Origin of the sequence: Tardiphaga sp. OK246, from assembly GCF_900188215.1 — a bacterium.
GTDB lineage: Bacteria > Pseudomonadota > Alphaproteobacteria > Rhizobiales > Xanthobacteraceae > Tardiphaga > Tardiphaga robiniae.
This window is the reverse complement of sequence record NZ_FZOX01000005.1, coordinates 300,528-319,806: the sequence shown is the minus strand read 5'-3', so window position 1 is coordinate 319,806 and position 19,279 is coordinate 300,528. Positions and strand designations below refer to the sequence as shown.

At 58.9% G+C, this 19,279-nt stretch carries 12 protein-coding genes; 3 read left to right on the top strand and 9 right to left on the bottom strand.

Annotated features, from left to right (window positions below):
• Positions 1-110: 110 nt before the first annotated feature.
• Together CHC01_RS22935 and CHC01_RS22930 are read left to right on the top strand one after the other, a co-directional pair.
• A complete protein-coding gene (locus CHC01_RS22935; RefSeq protein WP_089266633.1) occupies positions 111-1,910 on the top strand; it encodes a type I secretion system permease/ATPase in 1,800 nt (599 codons plus the stop codon).
• A gap of 104 nt (positions 1,911-2,014) precedes the next feature.
• On the top strand, positions 2,015-3,403 hold the full coding sequence (locus CHC01_RS22930) for an HlyD family type I secretion periplasmic adaptor subunit (protein ID WP_244528108.1): 1,389 nt from the start codon (positions 2,015-2,017) through the stop codon (positions 3,401-3,403).
• A gap of 234 nt (positions 3,404-3,637) precedes the next feature.
• Here the strand turns inward: CHC01_RS22930 and CHC01_RS22925 are convergent, their stop codons facing one another.
• The 3 genes from CHC01_RS22925 to CHC01_RS22915 are packed head-to-tail and all read right to left on the bottom strand — an operon-like array spanning position 3,638 to position 6,600.
• Positions 3,638-4,258, bottom strand: coding sequence for a type VI secretion system-associated protein TagO (locus CHC01_RS22925; protein ID WP_089266630.1), 621 nt, complete (start codon positions 4,256-4,258; stop codon positions 3,638-3,640).
• Positions 4,255-5,277 carry a TAXI family TRAP transporter solute-binding subunit gene (locus CHC01_RS22920; RefSeq protein ID WP_089266912.1) on the bottom strand — a complete coding sequence of 341 codons (1,023 nt, stop codon included), beginning with the start codon at positions 5,275-5,277 and terminating at the stop codon, positions 4,255-4,257. The genes CHC01_RS22925 and CHC01_RS22920 overlap by 4 nt, the downstream gene beginning before the upstream one ends.
• 48 nt (positions 5,278-5,325) lie before the next feature.
• Positions 5,326-6,600: a coiled-coil domain-containing protein gene (locus CHC01_RS22915; protein WP_141137152.1), complete on the bottom strand. Its 1,275-nt coding sequence runs from the start codon at positions 6,598-6,600 to the stop codon at positions 5,326-5,328.
• A 626-nt stretch (positions 6,601-7,226) separates the two neighbouring features.
• Here CHC01_RS22915 and CHC01_RS22910 point away from each other — a divergent pair.
• The gene (locus tag CHC01_RS22910) at positions 7,227-7,754 is read left to right on the top strand and encodes a DsrE family protein (RefSeq protein ID WP_089266626.1); all 528 of its coding nucleotides are present in this window, start codon (positions 7,227-7,229) and stop codon (positions 7,752-7,754) included.
• 64 nt (positions 7,755-7,818) lie between these two features.
• Here the strand turns inward: CHC01_RS22910 and CHC01_RS22905 are convergent, their stop codons facing one another.
• The 6 genes from CHC01_RS22905 to CHC01_RS22880 form a co-directional block, all read right to left on the bottom strand.
• Positions 7,819-10,548, bottom strand: coding sequence for a non-ribosomal peptide synthetase (locus CHC01_RS22905; protein WP_244558491.1), 2,730 nt, complete (start codon positions 10,546-10,548; stop codon positions 7,819-7,821).
• A gap of 112 nt (positions 10,549-10,660) precedes the next feature.
• Positions 10,661-12,826 (bottom strand): oligosaccharide flippase family protein, encoded by a 2,166-nt coding sequence (locus CHC01_RS22900; protein ID WP_089266624.1) that lies wholly within the window; start codon positions 12,824-12,826, stop codon positions 10,661-10,663.
• Between the two features lie 7 nt (positions 12,827-12,833).
• Positions 12,834-14,789, bottom strand: a complete 1,956-nt coding sequence (locus CHC01_RS22895; protein ID WP_089266622.1) for an AAA family ATPase — start codon at positions 14,787-14,789, stop codon at positions 12,834-12,836.
• 11 nt (positions 14,790-14,800) lie between these two features.
• Entirely contained in the window at positions 14,801-16,786 is a 1,986-nt protein-coding gene (gene asnB / locus CHC01_RS22890; protein WP_089266621.1) for an asparagine synthase (glutamine-hydrolyzing), read from the bottom strand.
• Positions 16,787-16,789: 3 nt separating this feature from the next.
• Positions 16,790-18,043 (bottom strand): O-antigen ligase family protein, encoded by a 1,254-nt coding sequence (locus CHC01_RS22885; protein ID WP_089266619.1) that lies wholly within the window; start codon positions 18,041-18,043, stop codon positions 16,790-16,792.
• A complete protein-coding gene (locus CHC01_RS22880) occupies positions 18,040-19,260 on the bottom strand; it encodes a glycosyltransferase (protein ID WP_089266617.1) in 1,221 nt (406 codons plus the stop codon). Before CHC01_RS22880 ends, CHC01_RS22885 begins: the two co-directional genes overlap by 4 nt.
• Positions 19,261-19,279 lie beyond the last annotated feature (19 nt).

The window sequence follows — 19,279 nt, the reverse complement described above, 5'->3', positions numbered from 1 at the left end:
CGTCTCGCGCAGTGCGGGATGTGTTGCGTACGAGCCAATTCGCGCTCGCTTCTTCGCATATGGCTTCTCTAACGTTAGCGCCGTCCGATCCGGGCGGCCTGGATGCACACATGTATACTTCAGCAAGACCGCCCGCGCTTGCAGACGCTTTCCGCCAGATACGTCCAGGCCTGCTTGCCGCTGGCGGGCTGTCTATCTTCATAAATCTCCTGGTGTTCGTTTCGCCGCTTTATACGATGCAGATCTACGATCGCGTGCTGACGAGCCGAAACGCGATGACGCTGTTGCTGCTTTCGCTGATCGCGCTCGCGCTTTTCATCAGTTACGCAGCACTCGAGCACTTTCGCAGCCGTGTTCTCGTGCAAACCGGAATTCGCTTCGACCATTTGCTGTCAGGAGAAGCTTTCGAAACGGCTCTCGCGCAGGCAGTGCGCACAGGAAGCTCGCATCATGTTCAGCTGTTGCGCGACGTCGACACATTGCGCGACGTTCTATCCGGCGGCGTGATCACGTCTCTGATGGACGCTCCCTGGACTCCGATTTTTCTCGGCATGTGTTTTCTGCTTCATCCGTCGATCGGCATGGTTGCTCTGACAGGCGCGCTGGTCATCCTTGCGCTCGCCTTTCTCAATGAGCGCGCCACCAAAGCGCCGCTGATGGCGGCTTCGTTCAAGAATCTCCACGCTCTGGACCGATTGACGTCCTCGCTTCGTAACGCGGAGGCGATCCGTGGTCTCGGAATGGGGCCTGCCATACGCGCCGCCTGGGGCGCCACGCATGGACAGGCGCTCGTTGAAAGCGCCAAGGCCGGAGAACGCGGCGGAACGCTGCTCGCAATCTCGAAATTTCTGCGGATGGCGATTCAAGTGGCGATTATGGGCGTCGGGGCCTACCTGGCAATTCATCAGGAGATCTCGGGAGGCGTTCTCTTCGCTGCCTCCCTGATCATGGGGCGTGCGCTGGCGCCGGTTGAGGCGGCCGTCGCACAATGGAGAGCGTTCGTGTCAGCGCGGACGTCTTTTTCCCGCCTCGACGAGGCTCTGCGGACGCGGGCGACGGAAAGACAACCGACGCGATTGCCGCCCCCGGTCGGCAACATCTCCGTCGAGGCTTTGACCGTTATGGTACCGGGATCGCAGTTGGCGGCGATTTCCGATGTCAGTTTCCGGCTGTCACCTGGCGAAGTTGTTGCGATCGTCGGTGCGTCCGGTTCCGGCAAATCTTCCTTAGCGCGCGCGCTGGTTGGAGCCTGGCCAGCCGCACAGGGTTGCGTACGCGTCGATGGAAATGACATCCGGCATTTCGAGGCCAGTTTCCTTGGACAAAGTTTCGGTTACTTGCCGCAGGATGTTGAATTATTCGCCGGGACCGTCCGCGACAACATCGCTCGCTTTCGTGACGGCGCGTTGGATGAACAGGTTGTCGAGGCGGCGCAGCTGGCTTCGGCGCATGCCATGATCCAGCGGCTGCCGCAGGGCTACGACACTGTCATCGGGGAAAACGGGGCGGGTCTTTCCGGCGGCCAGCGACAACGCATCGGGTTAGCCCGCGCACTTTTTGGCAGGCCCGTCTTTGTCGTGCTCGATGAACCGAACGCCAATCTGGATGGTGACGGCGATCGTGCTCTGGCTGACGCCATCCAAATGCTCCGTCAACAGCGTGTGACGATCGTGATCATCAATCACAGACCAAATCTCCTTTCATTGGTCGACAAGATTGTTTTCATGCACGACGGACGCATCGGGCGCGCGGGTACGCGCGAAGAGCTTCTTCCCTTGCTTCTTGGTGAGACCATTGCGCCCATGCGCCGCGAACCGCGGATCGCAACAGAAAGCCACCGAGTTGATGGGGCCTCGCGCCACGCGCCGTTCCCAAGTTCGGCTCGGCCTGTCCATGTCACGAGGCAATGATGAAGATTCCAAAATTGCGAGCAGAGATTGCTGCTCAGGACGAACTGGCGCGACTCCTCAGACGTTTGAGCGATGGCGGCCACGCGTTTCGCAGGCCTGATGTCTTGCAACGATTTATGGAGATCAAGGCGCGGTTGCTGATCTGGCTATCAAAGGTATGGCTGTCGATATTCCGGAATCGCGACGCCGGGAACGCAAATGGCGACCCATCGGGCGATTGGCGCACTCCGGCGAGACGCGGCTTTGGCATCGTGTTCCTGACCTTCGTTGTGTTTGGTGGTTGGGCTGGCCTGGCCTCCATCGACGGTGCCGTCGTGGCTGCGGGCTCGATCGTCGTCGAGAGCGACCGTAAGTCCGTACAGCACCTGGAAGGCGGCATCGTCCAAAGCCTGATGGTGAGGGGCGACGCGCATGTCGAACAGGGACAGGTGCTGTTGCGGCTCGATCCAACTCAGGACCGGGCACGGGAGGAGATCGCGCGTTCGGCCGTGTATTCGGCAATCGCGGAAGAGGCGCGCCTGCTTGCGGAAGCCGATGGGGCCGATACGATCACGTTTCCATCCGAACTGACGCAGAAGGCCTCCGATCCCTCTGCGCAGCGTGCCATGGGCGACCAGAAGCGGCGGTTCGAGGAACGCCGCGTCGCGCGAAAGATCGAGGTTTCGATCCTTGAAGAGAAGGTCGGACAGGCGCAGCGCCAGATCCAGGGAAACGCTGCGCAAAGCAAGGCTGCACGCGCGCAGTTCGACAGCATGGCGCAGGAATATACCAAGCTCAAGCCGCTCGCCGACCAGGGGATCGTTCCGTTCGCGCGGATTGCGACTCTGGAGCGTTCCAAATCCGACCTTGAGGGCCGAATTGGTTCATACGACGCCGACATCGCGCGCTTCGGACGGATCATCGACGAAGCACGGTTACAGATCAATCAGGTCGGGCAGAAAGTTCTGGAGGAAGCCACCGGTAAGCTTGCCGACACCCGCGCTCAGCTCGCTGACGCGCGCGAGAAGCTGCGCATGGCCGCAGACGTTCTCGGTCGGATGGATGTTCGCGCATCTCGCTCCGGACGTATCGTCAATCTGAAAGTCCACACGGTCGGCGCGGTGATCAAGCCGGGCGACGTCTTGATGGAGATCGTGCCGGACAACGACGTCCTCGTGGTTGCCGCGAAAATATCCTCTCTCGACGTCAATCACGTACAAATCGGCATGCCCACGGAAGTTCGGCTTCCCTCGTTCAAGGCTCGCTCAACGCCGATCGCCATCGGCGAAGTTCTTTCGGTGGCAGCCGATGCGCTTCGCGACGAAGCCACGCACCAGCCTTACTACGAAGTCAAAGTTTCAGTGCAAGTGACGAAATTTCCCGACAAAATTCGCGAGAAGCTCAAACCCGGCATGATGGCCGACGTCCTGATCGCGACTGGTGAACGCACCGTTCTTGCCTATCTTATGCAACCGATGACCGATGCGATACGGCGTGGCATGCGGGAGGACTAAGGAGGTCAACCGGCGTCGCGACTTGCCGAAGCCTCGCCGGCGGCTTGGTTCAGTTCAGCACAACCGTCGTTGCCGCAATGCCCGGACATCGCAGATGTTGGAGCGTTGAATGGACGAGCGGGCGCGAAGGCAGCTGAGCATGCGGCAAAGCGGCAGATATGTCGGGCTGGTATCTTCGCGACGGAGGTGAGCGAACGGGTCGCGTTGTCCTGACTCGCTTAGTATGTGCGTCGGTCAGGGCGCGGGCCAGTTGCATGCCGTCGCCATCTTGCGTCGGATGGCATTCAAGCCGACCAATTGAAACGTACTTTCATATGGTGGACCTTTCCCAACGTGGACTTTAACGAGAAGCTGGCCACCATCCGGCATTGAGCGGAGCAAGCGAACAACGTCGCCTGGAAAGGCAAGACCTTTCCCCGTTTCTAACGCCCGCCAGCGCTGTTCAACAACTGGCTCTTCGTTGATCCGGTGCGCGACCTTCACCTCGCCATCCGGGACCTGCTTCCAGGATCCCGTTGTGGAAATTATCAACTCCGTGCGATGGGCGCGACAATGGATGGCGAACGCGGAGGCAGCATTTTGCGATGCTGTGCGCGCTGTCATCAGCGCCTCAATCTGCGGCTGATAATCCACCGGAGAGGTGGTCTCGCTGATGATCCAGTTCGGACTTGAAGACGGCGTGGTAGCGTGGGTTTCGGTCATCTCCCCCAACAGCTCATCGACGCACTTCAAGCGCTCCATGCCTTCAAACTGTGAGCAGGTCTTCAGGCGATCTATGGCGCCACCGGTTTGAGCACACACAGTCTGGCTCATAACCAAGAGCACAGCCAGACCGAGAGTACCCGTGTCCTTCATGGGGACCGTCCCGCTGTTACGGCTTGCGGAAGATCAAGCCATTCCTGCGCCGGCTTAAACCGGCCGAGGCTCGGCACGCTGGCCCGCAGATTGACCTCTTTCCATTTCGGATCGAAACCAGGGGACTGCAACCGGTCGAAGCGACCAAACAGGTGATCGACAAGGCGCGCCACGCGCCGGTATCGGTCAGACTGTTGTGGCCAGTTATAGGCCGCAAGAATGGTGGGGACTGCAATCGTCGCTATCCGCTCACCTTTCGGCACCAGACTCGGATAGTCCGCCGCATCGATAGACGATGGAAGATAGTAGTCCTCAAATTTGGCGCCGTACTCGACGGGGAGGAATTTAAATCCGGGATCCCAGCGTCCCTTCAGAAAGGCGTCGACGGGCTTTGACGTCACAAACACAACGGCCGCGATTTCTCCGCGCTTCATTTGCTCCAATGCGACCTGGTGCGGAATGAACATCTTTTCCACGTTTAGTCCCAGCCGACTGAAGATCAGCGGACCGGAATAGGCGGCTGCCGTACCTTGCGTATTGAAATTGACCTTTTTTCCCTTGAGCTCTTCGAGCGACCGGATCTCCGGGCGGACGAATATGTGCAGTTCGGACGGAAAGAGGTTCAGAACGTAAACGATGCGCCGTTCGATAGACGGAACTTGAGCTTTATATTCCTCAAGAGCATCCGTATTGATGATCGCCGCATCAACGCCTCTAAGATACAGCAGCGAATTGACGTTTTCCGTTGCTCCGCGCGTCACGATCGGGAGGACGTGAAGCTTATCCTCCTCGTTTACGACGCGAGCGATCTCTGCCGCGAGACGAAGCGGAGCCCCTTCAATGAGCCCGCCGGCGAGGCCGACAGTCCATGCATTGATGCGCTCTTTCGCGGCCGTTTCGGTCCTTTTCACCGCCGCCATAGCCTGCGTCTCGCGCGTCGGGAGAGATTGGGCATTGGCAGCCAGTTGCAGCCCGAACGCCGCTAATGCCATAGCAAATGAGAACTTGATGAGCGACATGCGAGTCTCCATTCTCGGAATGACCATCTACGCGTCACGAGCTGGCTGCTATTTCAGCGACTCAATCCTCGCCTTCGCATCCTCAATGCCGCCCGCCTGTGCCTTTTCATACAGTTCGAGTGCCTTTCTGGAATCACCGTGGACCCCACGTGCGCTCCACGATTTCAGCACGCGGGCGTCGTAGGTCTCCGCGAGCATAAAGGCGGCTCGCGCGCTACCATGTCCAAGAGCGTGTTCAAGCAATGGGCGCGCCCCGCTGATGTCAGCTTGCCGGAGCAATGCGTTCGCCCGAACAAGCAGTCTCTGTTCGTCCGCCACAGAATAGGGAGCGACACTCGCCAGCACGGTTGCCTCTGATGCCACGGGGACTTTCGGCTCCACACTTGGCACGGCTTCGCGAGCGGTCGACCGTGCTTGCGGTGGCGTTTCCAACACGGACGATCGTTCCGCATATGAAGCGACGGCCTGAGTGAAAGCCCACTGCGGCAAGGCGCTCTTTCCCTCGGTCGTCTTCGCACGGGGCTCCGCCGCGCCTTCGTTCCGGCCAGTAGGGGCGGGTTGGCGCGAAGCGAGAGTCTGAGAAGCACTCACGGCAGCAAGCTGCTGGTTTCGAGCCTCCAGTTGGTTCTTAACAAGAGCAAGCTCCTGCACAAGTGTGTCAGCACGCTCGCGCTCGCTGGCAAGAGCTCGCTTCTGCTCTGCTGCCGTGGTGTTGCTGGCGTCCGTCACCCGAAGCACCTCAGCGTGTGCCGCCGCGAGACGGCTGGCATGCTCCTCGATCTGCTGACGCGCCGAGGAGAGCTCGCGGGCGACTGCCTCGGTCCGGCTGCGCTCCTTTGCAGATGCGCGCTCTTGTTCGACCTTCGCAGCCTCGACGATCCGCGCAGCCTCCGGCGTCGCGGCACGCGCCGCGTCGAGTTCGGTCCGGAGAGAGATCAATTCACGCTTGAGGGCTTCCGTCCCGTCTTGCTGCTGTTTAAGCTGCTGTTCGAGCGCCTGCTTTTGCTCGATCTCTGCCGCGGTGGCTTTTGCGGCGTCCGAAGCTGCGATCCGCACCGTATCGAGTTCCGCCCGAAGGGAAGCATGGTCATGGGCGGGCGCGTCTGCCTTCCACCGCTCCTGCTGTTCGAGCGCCTGCTCTTGCTCGATCTCTGCCTCGGTGGCTTGCACAGCTTTCGAAATCACGATCCGCGCCGCGTCGAGTTCGGTCCGAAGGAAGGCAAGCTCACGCATAAGGTCGATTGTTTTGTCTCGCTCCTGTTCGAGCGCTTGCGTTTGCCTGATCCCTACCTCGATGGCCTGGGCAGATTCCTTGCCTGCCACCCGCGCCGTCTCAAGTTCCGCCCGGAGGGTCGCAAGTTCACCCGCAAGGGCGTCTGCCCTAGCTCGCTCTTGATCAAGCGCCTGTCTTAGCGTGGTGCTGGTCGCTTCAGCCGTCGACTGGGCCGCATTGAGTTCTGCTCGGGGAGGCGTGACAAGCACAGGTGCAAGGGCTTCAGCCCTGTTCCGCTCCCGTGTTTGAGAAGATTCGGAGGCCTGCGCGCGGAATTGGCTTTCACCGCATAGCCCATCCTCCGCAGCCCCAATGAGGACCCACAGAATGCAAGCTCCTACTGCAGACGAGGCACGCGCAGCGGTTCTGCTTGTTGCGCGGGAGCCCTCAACAGCTTTGGATCGCGGTAGCCAATGCGATGCTACCTCAACTGCCTGTGACCACATCGTGACAACTCAGGTGAGCTTTTATGTGTGTCCATTTTGATGACACAGCCTTCATCGGCCGTTTGTCGATGTAGCAATGGAAGTAGTCACAACGAGGTAGGCGCACCAATCGCGGCAATTAAGTAGATCACGCCTGCATTGTCTGAACCATTCTTGACCCGCCTGTTCGCGCGCGATTACGCTATCGCACACACTTGAGCCCGCACTCCCAGCACACTCAAGGAAACAACATGAACAGATCACTCGTCGTCTTCGCCAGCATGGCCGCCGTTGGGAGTATCTTGATGCTGAGCACCCAAACCAGCGGCGCTGTAGAAATCAATACGTCTGCCAAGACTTCTGCCAAAATGAACGCCAACGCCAAGGTGACCACTGCCGCCATCCGAATGCAGCCCCATCGGCTCGTTGTACAGGTTGACGTCAATGACCCCGCGACAATCAATCTCGCTCTCAATAATGTCAGCAATGTCGCTCAGCACTACAGCGAGATCGGTCAAAAGGTTGGGATCGAAGTGGTCGTTTTTGGGCCCGGACTGCATATGCTGCGAGATGACACTTCTCCCGTCAAAGCGCGCATCAAATCCATGAGCGAAACCATGCCACAGCTGACCTTTTCAGCATGCGGGAACACCCGCGAGAACATGGCAAAAGCTGAGGCGAAAGATATTCCTCTCATCCCGCAGGCCAAGGTCACCAAATCCGGAGTGGTACGGATCATGGAGCTGCAAGAGCGAGGCTGGAGCTACTTGCGACCTTGATCCAAAGGGGGCCTTTGCGATCAGCATCGCCTCGTTCCAATCTGTTGGATCTGTTGGTCGAAGATCAGGAACAGGACGACTTGATCGCTCGTTCGATGACCGGTCGGTTGACGGTCAAATGCGGGTCGATCACGAGATCGAGATGGCCGCCAGCAATCGGAATTACCTCCAGTTTTGCAAACAGAGAGTCCCATCCGAGGTGTGCTGGTGACCCTCGCCGGTTGCAAAGGAATAGCGTTCCGGTAATTGGCAAGCGAGGTTTGGCACTCGCCACCCAGCGGCCGAATTCCTGCATCCGGAGAATCTCCTCAAGCTCCAACTTGAGCATGAAGCGGGTGCCGGCCAAACGCGTCCAGATCCTCGCATCGAGAATTCGACAGAACTTCACCTCCCAGTGGAGTCGAGCAACACATTTTGCGATAGCGCGACACAGCATTCGGTACATCGTAACCCGGTGTGATCTAACTCGCTGCAGCGTACGTGACAGGGTCTCCCGATAGTCACTCCTGCGGGGGCCGATATTCGTATCCAGAATGCCCAGAAATTTCACTGACCGGCCTTCCGCAATCAGCCGGGCTGCCACTTCAAATGCGACGCCGCCACCCAGCGAATAGCCGATCAGACGTATGTCGCCGCGGGGATGAACGGCGTTGATCTGCTCCAGAGCCGATGTCGCCATGTGGTCGACCGAGCCGCATCCGGTCAGGGCAGACGTCAGATCCGGGTAGCGGATCGGGATCACATGAGCCGTCTTGCTCAGCTGTGCCCCGAACGCCGCCAGACTCGGACCATAACCTATCGAGCCTGGCAACATCACCAGATGAGGCAGGAGTTCCCCGGCGGCTTGTTGCCGCTGCGATCGGCCACCTGCAGCGACGATCTGAATCATATCGGCTGCGCTCATGTCCACCGTGAAAGCTTCCATGTTGAGCTCTTGGCCGACCAGCTCTTCCAGCTCCATCACGCATCGCAGAAGCTTGAGGGAATCGCCACCTGCCTCGTCCCAGCGGCTGGCAACGTCGGTCGTACCTAGGATCCGCGTCCATACCTGCGCCACTATTTTTTCGGCTTGCTTCACTTCACCCGCCCCTGGGGGCTGAGGTGGGGCTGGACCTCTTCGGCTCTCGGTATCCAGCACCTTGAGTTTCGCGACGTCTATCTTTCCGCCGGCGAGCCGCGGAAGCTCTGCGATTTCATGCAATCTGGTGGGATGCAATGCGGTCGGAAGCGTCTGCCTGATGACGTCCCGAACGTCAGCCGTGAATGTTGCTTTGGCCTCGACACCTGGCGATGCAAAAATAACCAGCTCGCTTGAATCGGTGACGATGGCGACGGCGTCGCTCACATAGGGAATTCTGCGTACGACGACCTCGAGTTCAGCCGGTTCGACACGCCGTCCATTGATTTTGAGCTGACGCCCCTTTCGTCCCAGCATCTGCATCAATCCGCGCGCATCGACAGTAACAAGGTCGCCTGTCGGGAAGATGCGGCAATGGCTATCATCCGGGTCGGGTAATGCAGGAAGCACCTGACCGTTCTCCCAGTAACCAAGCAGCACATGCATGCTCTTGATGATCAGCTCTCCGGCCTCGCCGGTGGGCACAGGCACCCCGTTGTCGTCGACGACAGCAAACGACATTCCGGGAAGCAAATAACCAACCGGGGGTATGCTGAAATCACTTTCCTTGCAGTCGTCGGGAAGAAACCACTGCGTGCCGGTGGTTTCGGTCGACGAATAGCTGATCTGAATGAAGCAGGAGGGCTTCACGACCTTTCGGACGAGCGCGACATCCGTCCACAGCACCTTCTCGCCGCCGATACGGACAACCCGGAGCGACTCGAAATCACCGGTTTCGCTCGCGGTAATCACTGCCCGCAGAAGAGCGGGAACGATGTAGGTGATCGTTATCTGTTGTGATCGGATCTGACGCAACACGCCGCGAAGGCCAAGGGCCTCGACATCCGCCATATGCAATCTTGCGCCGGTCAGCAAGGCCGTGAGCATCTCTCTGGTGCCCGCAATGGTCGTAGGGCCGCTCAGAGGCATGAAGACGTCAGTGGCGTCTATGTGGCATGCATCCGCATATTGCTGGACGCGCTGGAGCAAGCTGCGCTGGCTATTCACAACACCCTTTGGCTGTCCGGTGCTACCCGAGGTGTAGAGCACAAGGGCAGGTGCATCCACCGAGACTGGCTCAAGCGATGGGGCGTCATCGAAAAGTTCGTTCGCGTGCGTAATATCGATCCAACGCAGGCCGTCTTCGTCGATCCATTTGGTTGAGCTACTGTCCCCCTGGCCGATCAGTACAGAAATCTGTGCATTTGCAACGATGTGGGCAAGTCGCTGGTCCGGATCGCGCGGATTGAGCGGCACCAGGGGGCGCCCTGCGGCCATACATGCAAGCATGGCGATCGGATGCCAGATCGAGTGGCGCAACAACAGGCCGACGGCCCGCCCCTCGGGAGCCACCGCTGCAATCGCCTGGGCCAGCGTCAAAACTCTGATCAGAAAATCCGAATATGTGATTTGGCGGGTGTCATCGCTGATGGCTACGTTGTTCGGAAATCTCTTTGCCACCGCATCCAGATGCGTGATCGCGGGCACGCCGGCAAATTCGACGCCCATACGATTGAACGGGCGATCGACAGACCCGCCCAGGTCGAGGGGCAATTCGGGAGGTTTCATCCAGAGGGCTTGTGCAGGCTCGCTTGAATCTCCGGAAAGTGCGCGCCCGCCAGCGAACGTCTTCGCGCGTTTCGCCAAGGATCCATCGGGAAATCTCTGAAGTTGCATGACGGTACTCACCGTTGCGGGATGGAGATCGTAGGCCACACGTCGGCTATTGACGTCCTTCGAGTGAATGATAGGGCTGCACCAATTTTCCGGCCTCTATCCAATTACCGGGCTATTCAGCGGCGGCGGGCCGACGAAACTCCACAAAGGCAAAGAGCAGGCCGGCCGTCATGTTCACGCGTTTGTAGATGTAGATCGCCATTGCCATGTTCCAGGCTACATTCGTCACGGCCGTCGCAACGGCGGCACCCATCACGCCAAAGAAAGCAATGCCGATCGCACAGGCGACAACGTTCATGACGGCTCCGATCGCTGTGATTGCGGCAGCTGCTCGCTCGTGCCCAGTCATGGTCAGAAGATTTTGCTGCGGACCAGTAGCAGCAGCAAAGATCTGTCCGACGACGAGAATTTGGGCGACCGGAGCTGTTGCAACGAATTCCTCGCCGAAAAAGCGGAGTAGCGGTACCGTCAGCAACAAAAGTGGAAGTGCCAGCACGACTGTTCCAGCCAGCGACAGGACAGTTGCTCGGGCAAACAGACTCTGAAGCGCTGCCTCATTCCGATGCGCGTGAAGCTTCGAGACGTTCGGCGAAAAGAAAGTCCCTACTGCCATCCGAGGCAGAACAAGAAAAAGAGCTAAATTCAGCCCCAGTGCGAAGATGCCGGCCTCGTGGGTATCGCCGGTCCAGCCGAGGATAATCACGCCGGCGCGGCTCATGAGAACCTCAACTCCAATCAAGATCATGACAGGACAGGCGAGATGCCACCAGTCGCGAGGTGCATAAGCCGGCACCGCCGAGCGTAGTTGTGGCGGCCAAAGCTTCCGCATGCTCAGTCCGACGATGGCCGCTGTGACGGCAGAGCTTGCCATCAAAGCGATCAAAACCGTTGTCGCATCAATTGGCGTGACGTTGAGTGCCACGGCAAGCAGAAGCAGCCCGACCATAAGGCCATCCCGAACGAAGCGTTCGGGCGCAATTGCCGAAATGACGCCACCCAGCGCGCGTACCGTAGCGGAACCGAGAACGTAAAGCGCGACCAATGGGACGGTCGCCATGCCAACCGCCAGACTGATAGTCAGCTCCCGATGAAGCGTCTCCGACAGGAATAGTGCGGTGGCGACTCCGCAGATCGCAATCAACATCCCAACCAACAATGATCGTCCGAATGCAAATTGAATGACTCCGCGCGCCAATGGCCACTTTCCGGTCGCGCTATAGGCCGGCACATATCGCAGCAGAACCGTGTTGAACCCGAGTCCCGCGATGTAAGAGAGAAGGGTCGTCCAGGCCAAGACGTATGAATAGATACCGTAACTCGTCGCTCCTATCGTACGGGCAATGACAAGTTGAGCCACGCACGTCAGCCCGGCGCCGCCAACATAGATAACGAACGCCCACAGACTTGCGCTGGCCATGCGCCGAGCGAGCTCGGGTTGAGCCGGAGCTGTGAAAGCTCCGATTGTCTCGGGCGTCGGCAGGGGTGGCGTGAACTTCTCGGCATAAGGTTCAAAACTTTCCTCCCCTGGGTCGGGTGACGAGCTGACCGCTCCGTTGGGCCTGAACTTACTCGAGACCTCTTCTTCGATACGGTCGAGAGCCCTGGACATCAGGCCGGGATCAAGCGAGTTGATGCAGATCACCCGTTGATGCTCGGCCGCGAGTAATGAGCCAACGTAGTCAGTAATCGGCTTTGCCTTGAGAAAGGTCGCTACGTCAGGCTCGAACCATTTCTCCATGTAGGTTTTTTGGTGTACTCGCTCATGGAGGCGCTTTTCCAACAGCTCCTTCGGAGCATCAAACCGGATCAGCAGATCGGATTGTGTCCTCATGCCGATTGCACGAGCGATCGTCTTCTCGTCTGCTCGGCTAAACAGGGCCAAGGTGCAAACGATCTGCACAAAGCCCTGGTCGAACAAGACGATGCGATCTGACTTGTGCGAATCTCTCCACACGCAGGAGAATCGGACGACGTATTGGCTAAGCCTGATCCTCCAAACGGGATTATTGGGTGGCATTAGTCGGAGCAGGTCTTTCGCTAGACGCAACCCTCGGGCATTTGCGATAGGACGGCACAAGATTGCGATGGTGGCGAAGATCGCGAGAGTGACGCGCTGCAGCGCTGGAAGAAATCCACCAAAGTTCAGAAGATGATTGGATAGATGCGGCAACGTAAGTACGAGGTCGACCTCATACCCGCGGTCACGCAGGCGTTGAGCGAGTGCCCGACTAAAGGTTGTTTTGCCAGCGCCTGGTGGACCGAAGGTCTCGATAATCATGCTGCCCTCAATCGCTTCTCAACCAATTGCGGGGGTTCAGTTTGGGTGATCCGGAGCGTTTCAGCTCGATTGCGTCTCCGCGCCACGTTCGCCACGTGATTGCTCTCTTCGACCGCCGGCAGAGTGCGCCCCAAGTCCTCTTGACCAGCTGCTGTGCGCGCTCACCGAACTGGTCCTGCTGTAGCGGCTCGACACGAGTTAAGACCGACGAGAATCTCGTGTTCTGGGCAGGGTTGAGATGTTCTGTCCGAACAAGTTGATGCAGCGCGGTCTGCGCCGCCTCACGATCGGTGCTTCCAGAGTGAATGGCGAGCAAAACGTGGTCAGCCCAACTCGCCAGAAGTCTTGCTTCCGGGGCTTCCAGCAGCGAAGGTCCGTCGATGATCACGAAATCATAGGTGTCGCTCAGCTGTCGGAGCAACGAAGGAATCTTGGGGTCGGCGAGAATCCGAAGCCGATGTCCCCCAAACGATGTGGCGGGCAGGTAGTCAATTCCGGACTCATGGATATGTTCGATCGCGTCTGCAAGTGGACGGCCATACGCTAGTACACTGAGTAAGTTGGCGCTCTCGCCACTCGGTCGACGAGTGAATTGGCCAAAGTCAAGGAGTAGAGTGCGCCACCCGAGCCGGGCAGCGTAAAGACCAAGGCTCCATGCAAGTGTGGTCTTGCCTTCCCCACCGATGCTGGAGCTGACGAGGACAACACGCTGCGATCGTGGGGTTGCCGGGTCGGAGGCCAGTATGGATACCAGAATGGAGCGGATTGCTCTGGCATAGTGGCTCGCAGGCTCCTCCAAAACATAATGCGGCTGCTTGCCTGGCTCCAGTGGAATCGAAGGTATCAGTCCGGCGCATGGAATACGCAGAGCTTCAGCGGCGTCGGCTTCCGTGTGCAGGGTCCGATCGAAGTGATTCAATACGACTGCGAGAACACAAGCCAGCAGAGCGAAGATAATTGCCGCAGGAGGAATCATAAGTAGCGGGTGTAATGAGGTCGGTCGTTCTGGCGGTGTGGCCGTGGCGAGAATACTGACGTCTGATTGCGCGGTCAGACCTTTTGCGGTGAGCTCCTGCCGCCGCCGCAGAAGCGTTTCAAACTGTTGCGCCAGCGTGGTGACCTGCCACTCCAGCGCGGCGTCCCGTGAGGGAGAGGGCTGGCCAAGACGGGAGGCTTTTAGTTCCTCCTCCGCCTTTGCAAGGTCACGCTGAACTTTGGATGATTGTGTCGCAAGGGAGCTCAAAGCATACTCCACATCGCTTTGCTTCTGACGCGCGACCTCGTCGACATACGATTGTGCCACCGTATTGGCGATTTCCGCCGCTCGTTGCGGATTGGCGGCCATAGAAGTAACGGCGATGATTCTGGAGCGCCGCTCCTGACCAACCTTCAAGCTGCGCTTTAGAGCAGCGAGAGCCGACCCGTCATCGGGCTCGTGGTTCTTGCCAAGTAGCAGCTCCTTGGTTGCTGACCATGTACGACCAAAGAGCGTGCGCAAGCTTTGCATCCACGTTCGTGACCCCGTTTCAGCACCGTGCCTCGCATCTTCGAGAGCGCGGAGCGTTGGAAGGAGTCTCCGCAGATAGGCGTCGGAAAGCAGCACCGTGACATGTGTGTCGATGGTGGATTCCTCGGCGGCCGGTGTAGGTGCTGCGGATGCGCCACCGGCATTCAAGGCATCGACTGCGCCGGACTGTCGGACGTCAACAGCAAGTTGTGCCGTCGCCAGATAAGAAGGAGACATAAGAAGGCCGGCTACTCCAGCTAGCAAGGCGCCGACGACAATCATCCTGACGACAAGCCGCCTGTACTTCCGCACGCTATCCAGCACGCGATTCAAAGACTGGAGACCGTCATTTGAAGCCAGGGATTGTTCCGTCAGGCGCCGCCCAAGTTCGTCCTCTGCCATATCCGGCGAAAGAGCCTGCAGGGATCGAATACGTCTTCCTACTAACGCTTCCATAGCTCGCTCCTCTACTGTGCGGGCTCGAGGGTATCTGTCGATCGGGACGTACTCTGTTCAACCATCATTCCTAGCCATGATTGCAACATCAGGACGGCCCATAGCATTCGCGAGTGATCGCGATTGCCACTCAGATGATCCTGCCAGCAGCTCTGGACTCGTTGTACGTCCAGCAAATTCTGGCGGTTAAGGCGTGATTCGGAGAGCAGGTCTGCAGCCCATGAGCGCAGGGGGCCTTTCAACCAGGCGCCAACAGGCACGTCGAAGCCCTGCTTGGGTCGATCTATCAAGTGGCGCGGCAAGTAACGGCTGAGAACCTGCCGCAAGATCCACTTGCCCTGTCCGTCGCGCACCTTGGCCGTGTTCGGCAGCCGCCAGGAGAATTCCACGACGCGATGGTCGAGAATTGGACAGCGCGCTTCCAGGCCTGTCGCCATGCTGGCGCGATCGAGCTTCACCAGAATGTCGCCGGGGAGATAGCCGATCATGTCCCGTACAATGAAGTCGGATAGAAGATCGTTCAGCGGCGGCACCTTAGCCGAATCGGTTACCTGCTCCGGGGTCAATTGCAGCTCGGAAAGCCGCATAACTTTCCGGTACATGTCGTCGGCGTCATTGCCTGCAAACAGTTGCGCAAGGCGGTTAACCCGGTCGCTTCCGATCATCCGTCGCAGGCGGCCAGGAAGAGGTAACGCGTCAGCGATGTCTTCCCGCAAACCGCGGGCGAGCAATGACACACCCATTGCCGCCGTTCGCCGAAGTGCTCGATTGGAGTTAAGGAGGGGAGCTAGACGGGCGGTTAAAAGATGCCTGGAATATCCAGCAAAACATTCGTCTCCGCCGTCACCGGAGAGGACAACAGTTACATCCCGGCGGGCGAGGCGAGATAGCAGCAGTGTCGGAATCTGCGATTCGTCGGCGAACGGCTCGTCCCAAATACGGGGCAGTTCGGGAATGACATCCATGGCCTCCGAGGGAGTGAGACGTAGCTCCGTGTGGTCCGTGCCGAGGTGACGAGCCACGGCCGCGGCACTGGCCGCTTCGTCGAAGGCGGGCTCGCCGAAACCGATAGTGAACGTACGGACGGGCCGGGTGGATTGGGATTGCATCAGGGCGACGACAGTTGAACTGTCGATGCCACCGGACAGGAACAGCCCGATTGGCACGTCGGCAACCATGCGCTCACCGACAGCCTCGCGAAGTAGGCCATCAAGATGCGACACGAGCTCGCCATCGTCCGCGGAAACGGGGTTTCTTCGGCCGTGCTTTGCGATGTCGGTCAGCGACCACCAAGTGCGCGCCTTTGCCCGAAGCGCTGCAGCATCCCGAGATGCCAGAAGTTCATCGGCGCCGAAAGATAGAATGTTGCCGGGCGGAAGTTTGAAGACATCTTTCCATATACAATGTTCATCCGATAGCCAGCCGCGAGCGAGAAATTCAGCGACCCCGCGCGGATTGATCTCCGGATGGAAATCGGGGAACGCGTCGATCGCCTTCAACTCTGAAGCAAAGACCACGGCATTTCTCGTTCTGGCGACGTATAGGGGCTTCTTTCCCATTCGATCGCGGGCCAGATGGAGCGTACGGGTCTGCCGATCCCAGAGGCCGATTGCGAACATGCCGTTGCAGCGCGCCAGGGCAGCCTCGAATCCCCATCTCTCGATCATCGCGAGCAAGACCTCGGTATCGCTGCTGCCGATGAAGTTCTGGCCGAGGCGTTGAAGCTCCTGTCGCAACGACGGATGATTGTAGATCTCACCATTGAATGTGATGACGAATCGGCCGCTCTCGGAAAGCATCGGTTGTCGCCCCGCGTCGGTGAGGTCAACGATGGAGAGCCGGCGATGCCCGAATGCAATCCCGGCGTCACGATCGCACCACGAACCGTGGGCATCGGGTCCGCGATGGTGCAAACGATTCGTCATTCGGCCGATCGCATCCAGATCGGCGGATCGGGAAGCTTTTGGCATCTGAAGAATTCCGGCGATTCCACACATGATCTAGCTTCCGATACGCGTGTGCGGCGACGGCGGGCGCGCCGATCCAAGGATCAGGCTGAGAGCAAACGCGAACCACACGATGGGATGACGCAAGATGAAATGGCTGATGCTGAAAATGGCCAGCGCAGCGAACAATGCTGCCAGGGCATCGAGCTTCGCGCGGAACATGAGCATGAACGTGCCTGCGAAGAGGCCGCAAACGGCAATCACAGCGAGCAGGCCACCTTGCGTAAATATATCCAGCAGTGTGCTATGGGCTTCGAAAGGAGTTGGAAGCGCCTTGTTATTGGCGACGTTCGGCTTCTCGAGATGCGGGCCTGGCCCCAGCCCGAGCGATCCGGTTTCCAGCCCTCGACGGAGTGCATCTTCCCAGAGTTGCAGTCGCAGGGACGCGGTGCGCTTCGTTGCCTCGCCGCCACGGTCCTTGGCCAGACTGATTGCCAGACCTTCAAACTCATCGGCGGTCGCAACGGCATACGGTGCTAATGCGAGCGCCAGAGGGACGGCGGCGGCGATGACCAGAACCGCGACCACCGACCGGAAATTTAGTCTGTGCTGTGGCGAGGTCAGCCAACTGCGCAAACGCAGCAAAGAAAAGATCGCGGTGGCAATCACCATCGCAACAAGAAATGTATCGCTTTTGGTCAGGCGCCCGACGGCGAAGGTTAGCAGGCAACTGAATGATGCCGCGATGCGGCCAAACCCATTGGCCGATAGGGCAAGGCTGAGAGACAGCGGCGTCAAAACGGCGCAATAGAGAGCGATCTGATTGGGATTCTCCGCCCAGCCTCGAAATCGATCCCAATACCATGGATCGACCGACGGCAGGCTGATGATGGACCAGCCCGCAGCGATCTGAAGGACCAGTGCGATGTTCCAGAAAGCGAGCAGGAACCATTGGGTTTGACGTAGGGCAGCGTCGGCTTCCATCGTTGCGACGATGAGGCAGGTCAAAGCTGCCACCAACAGATACGCGAAGGTGTCGTGCAACATCGTAGGAAGGTCCAGCTCCTGGCTCAGATAGGCCACGCATGTCCCTATGCTCAGGGCGAGTGCAAGACAGGCCCAAAACGCACCGATTCGGAGCAAAGCTGTCGCGTTGTAAATCTGGCCGGTAACGATGACTCGCAATGAGACGAAGGCTAGCCACAGGACAAGACAGACCTCGCCAACACCCAGCGGAATTCCGGGAAGGCGCAGCTGTGAAGCTGTCGTAAGCACGATGCCAAAAGAAAGAAGCGCATTGGCGATCATGATGATTTCCCGCTGTGCCGGCTAACCCTTCGATCTTCATGGACGTCGCGAGACAAAGCAGCCGGATCTTCGCTTCGACTCCCGGTGAAAATCAGCTTCCTGTAAAGATCGGCGTAGCGGTCAGCCACGACGTTCAGGTCGAACTCACGGCGCACGAGCGCGATCGAGCGCTGTCCCATGCTCTTTGCGCGGGCAGGATCTTGGAGAAGATCGAGAATGGCTGCGGCGAGCGCACGCGGGTCCCGGGGCGGCACCAAATGGCCATTGCAGTTCTCCACCACAACATCGCCGCAGCCTGGCATACGCGTGGCGACAATAGGCACACCCGCCAATCCTGCTTCCAGCAGAACACGGGGGATGCCTTCCCGATACTCCGTCGGGAAGGCAAAGACATTCGCGATTCCGAGAAGCGCAGGAACGTCGGATCGCGCACCGAGAGCGATTACGTGTGGTGCATATCGATCAATCAAAGCCTGATCCACGGCAAAAGGACCTTCGCTCTCCCTTGGACCGACAAGCAGGAAACGAACGCCGGGCCGCACTTCGCGGACAATCGCCGCCGCATCTAGAAGCGTGGGTATGCCCTTTTGTACGGTCAGTCGGCTCACAGTCATGACGACTTCGTCGTCACCGAGTCCGAGCTCTGTACGAAGTTTTGCGGTGGACGGCGCCTGAGCCCGCGCTGTGTCGAAAGCATCGACATCGATTCCCGAACTTCCGATCAGTACAGCGGGGCTGTTGCCAAGCAGACGATAGCGGCGGAAAAAGTCGCCATCCTCCTTGTTTTGAAATACCGTTGCCGAGGTCCAGCAGGCGGCCAACCGCTGCAGAGCTAGGTAGGCTGGCCTGAATGCAAGAGCTTTCAGCTGTGCGGAGGAGAATACCCAACCCATTCCGTTGATGGTGCGCACAATGGGGATTGCGCCTCTCACCGCAAGAGGAGCAAGCAGATTTGGTTTGGTATCGAACGTTTGAACAACGTCCGGTCGAATGCCACGCACAAGCTGTGAGAGCTGGCCGACAGCTAGGCGGTCAGCAACCCGTGCGCCGAATCTATTGAAGTCATAGCGGTGATACTCGATGCCGCTATTTGAGAACGGGAGTGCAGCGCCAGTACCGGCAGCGCTCACCCGAAAGCCACGACTGCGCAAAGCTGCCAGAAATGGGATCCGCAGGGCATGATCCTCGCCTCCCACACAAAGCACATGCAACGTCATGCTATTCCTTTCGGTCGCA

Coding starts and splice junctions, on each gene's coding strand:
- CHC01_RS22935 (WP_089266633.1), top strand. CDS start 111: ATGTATACTTCAGCAAGACCGCCCGCGCTTGCAGACGCTTTCCGCCAG.
- CHC01_RS22925 (WP_089266630.1), bottom strand. CDS start 4,258: ATGAAGGACACGGGTACTCTCGGTCTGGCTGTGCTCTTGGTTATGAGC.
- CHC01_RS22920 (WP_089266912.1), bottom strand. CDS start 5,277: ATGTCGCTCATCAAGTTCTCATTTGCTATGGCATTAGCGGCGTTCGGG.
- CHC01_RS22910 (WP_089266626.1), top strand. CDS start 7,227: ATGAACAGATCACTCGTCGTCTTCGCCAGCATGGCCGCCGTTGGGAGT.
- CHC01_RS22905 (WP_244558491.1), bottom strand. CDS start 10,548: ATGCAACTTCAGAGATTTCCCGATGGATCCTTGGCGAAACGCGCGAAG.
- CHC01_RS22900 (WP_089266624.1), bottom strand. CDS start 12,826: ATGATTATCGAGACCTTCGGTCCACCAGGCGCTGGCAAAACAACCTTT.
- CHC01_RS22895 (WP_089266622.1), bottom strand. CDS start 14,789: ATGGAAGCGTTAGTAGGAAGACGTATTCGATCCCTGCAGGCTCTTTCG.
- asnB (WP_089266621.1), bottom strand. CDS start 16,786: ATGTGTGGAATCGCCGGAATTCTTCAGATGCCAAAAGCTTCCCGATCC.
- CHC01_RS22885 (WP_089266619.1), bottom strand. CDS start 18,043: ATGATCGCCAATGCGCTTCTTTCTTTTGGCATCGTGCTTACGACAGCT.
- CHC01_RS22880 (WP_089266617.1), bottom strand. CDS start 19,260: ATGACGTTGCATGTGCTTTGTGTGGGAGGCGAGGATCATGCCCTGCGG.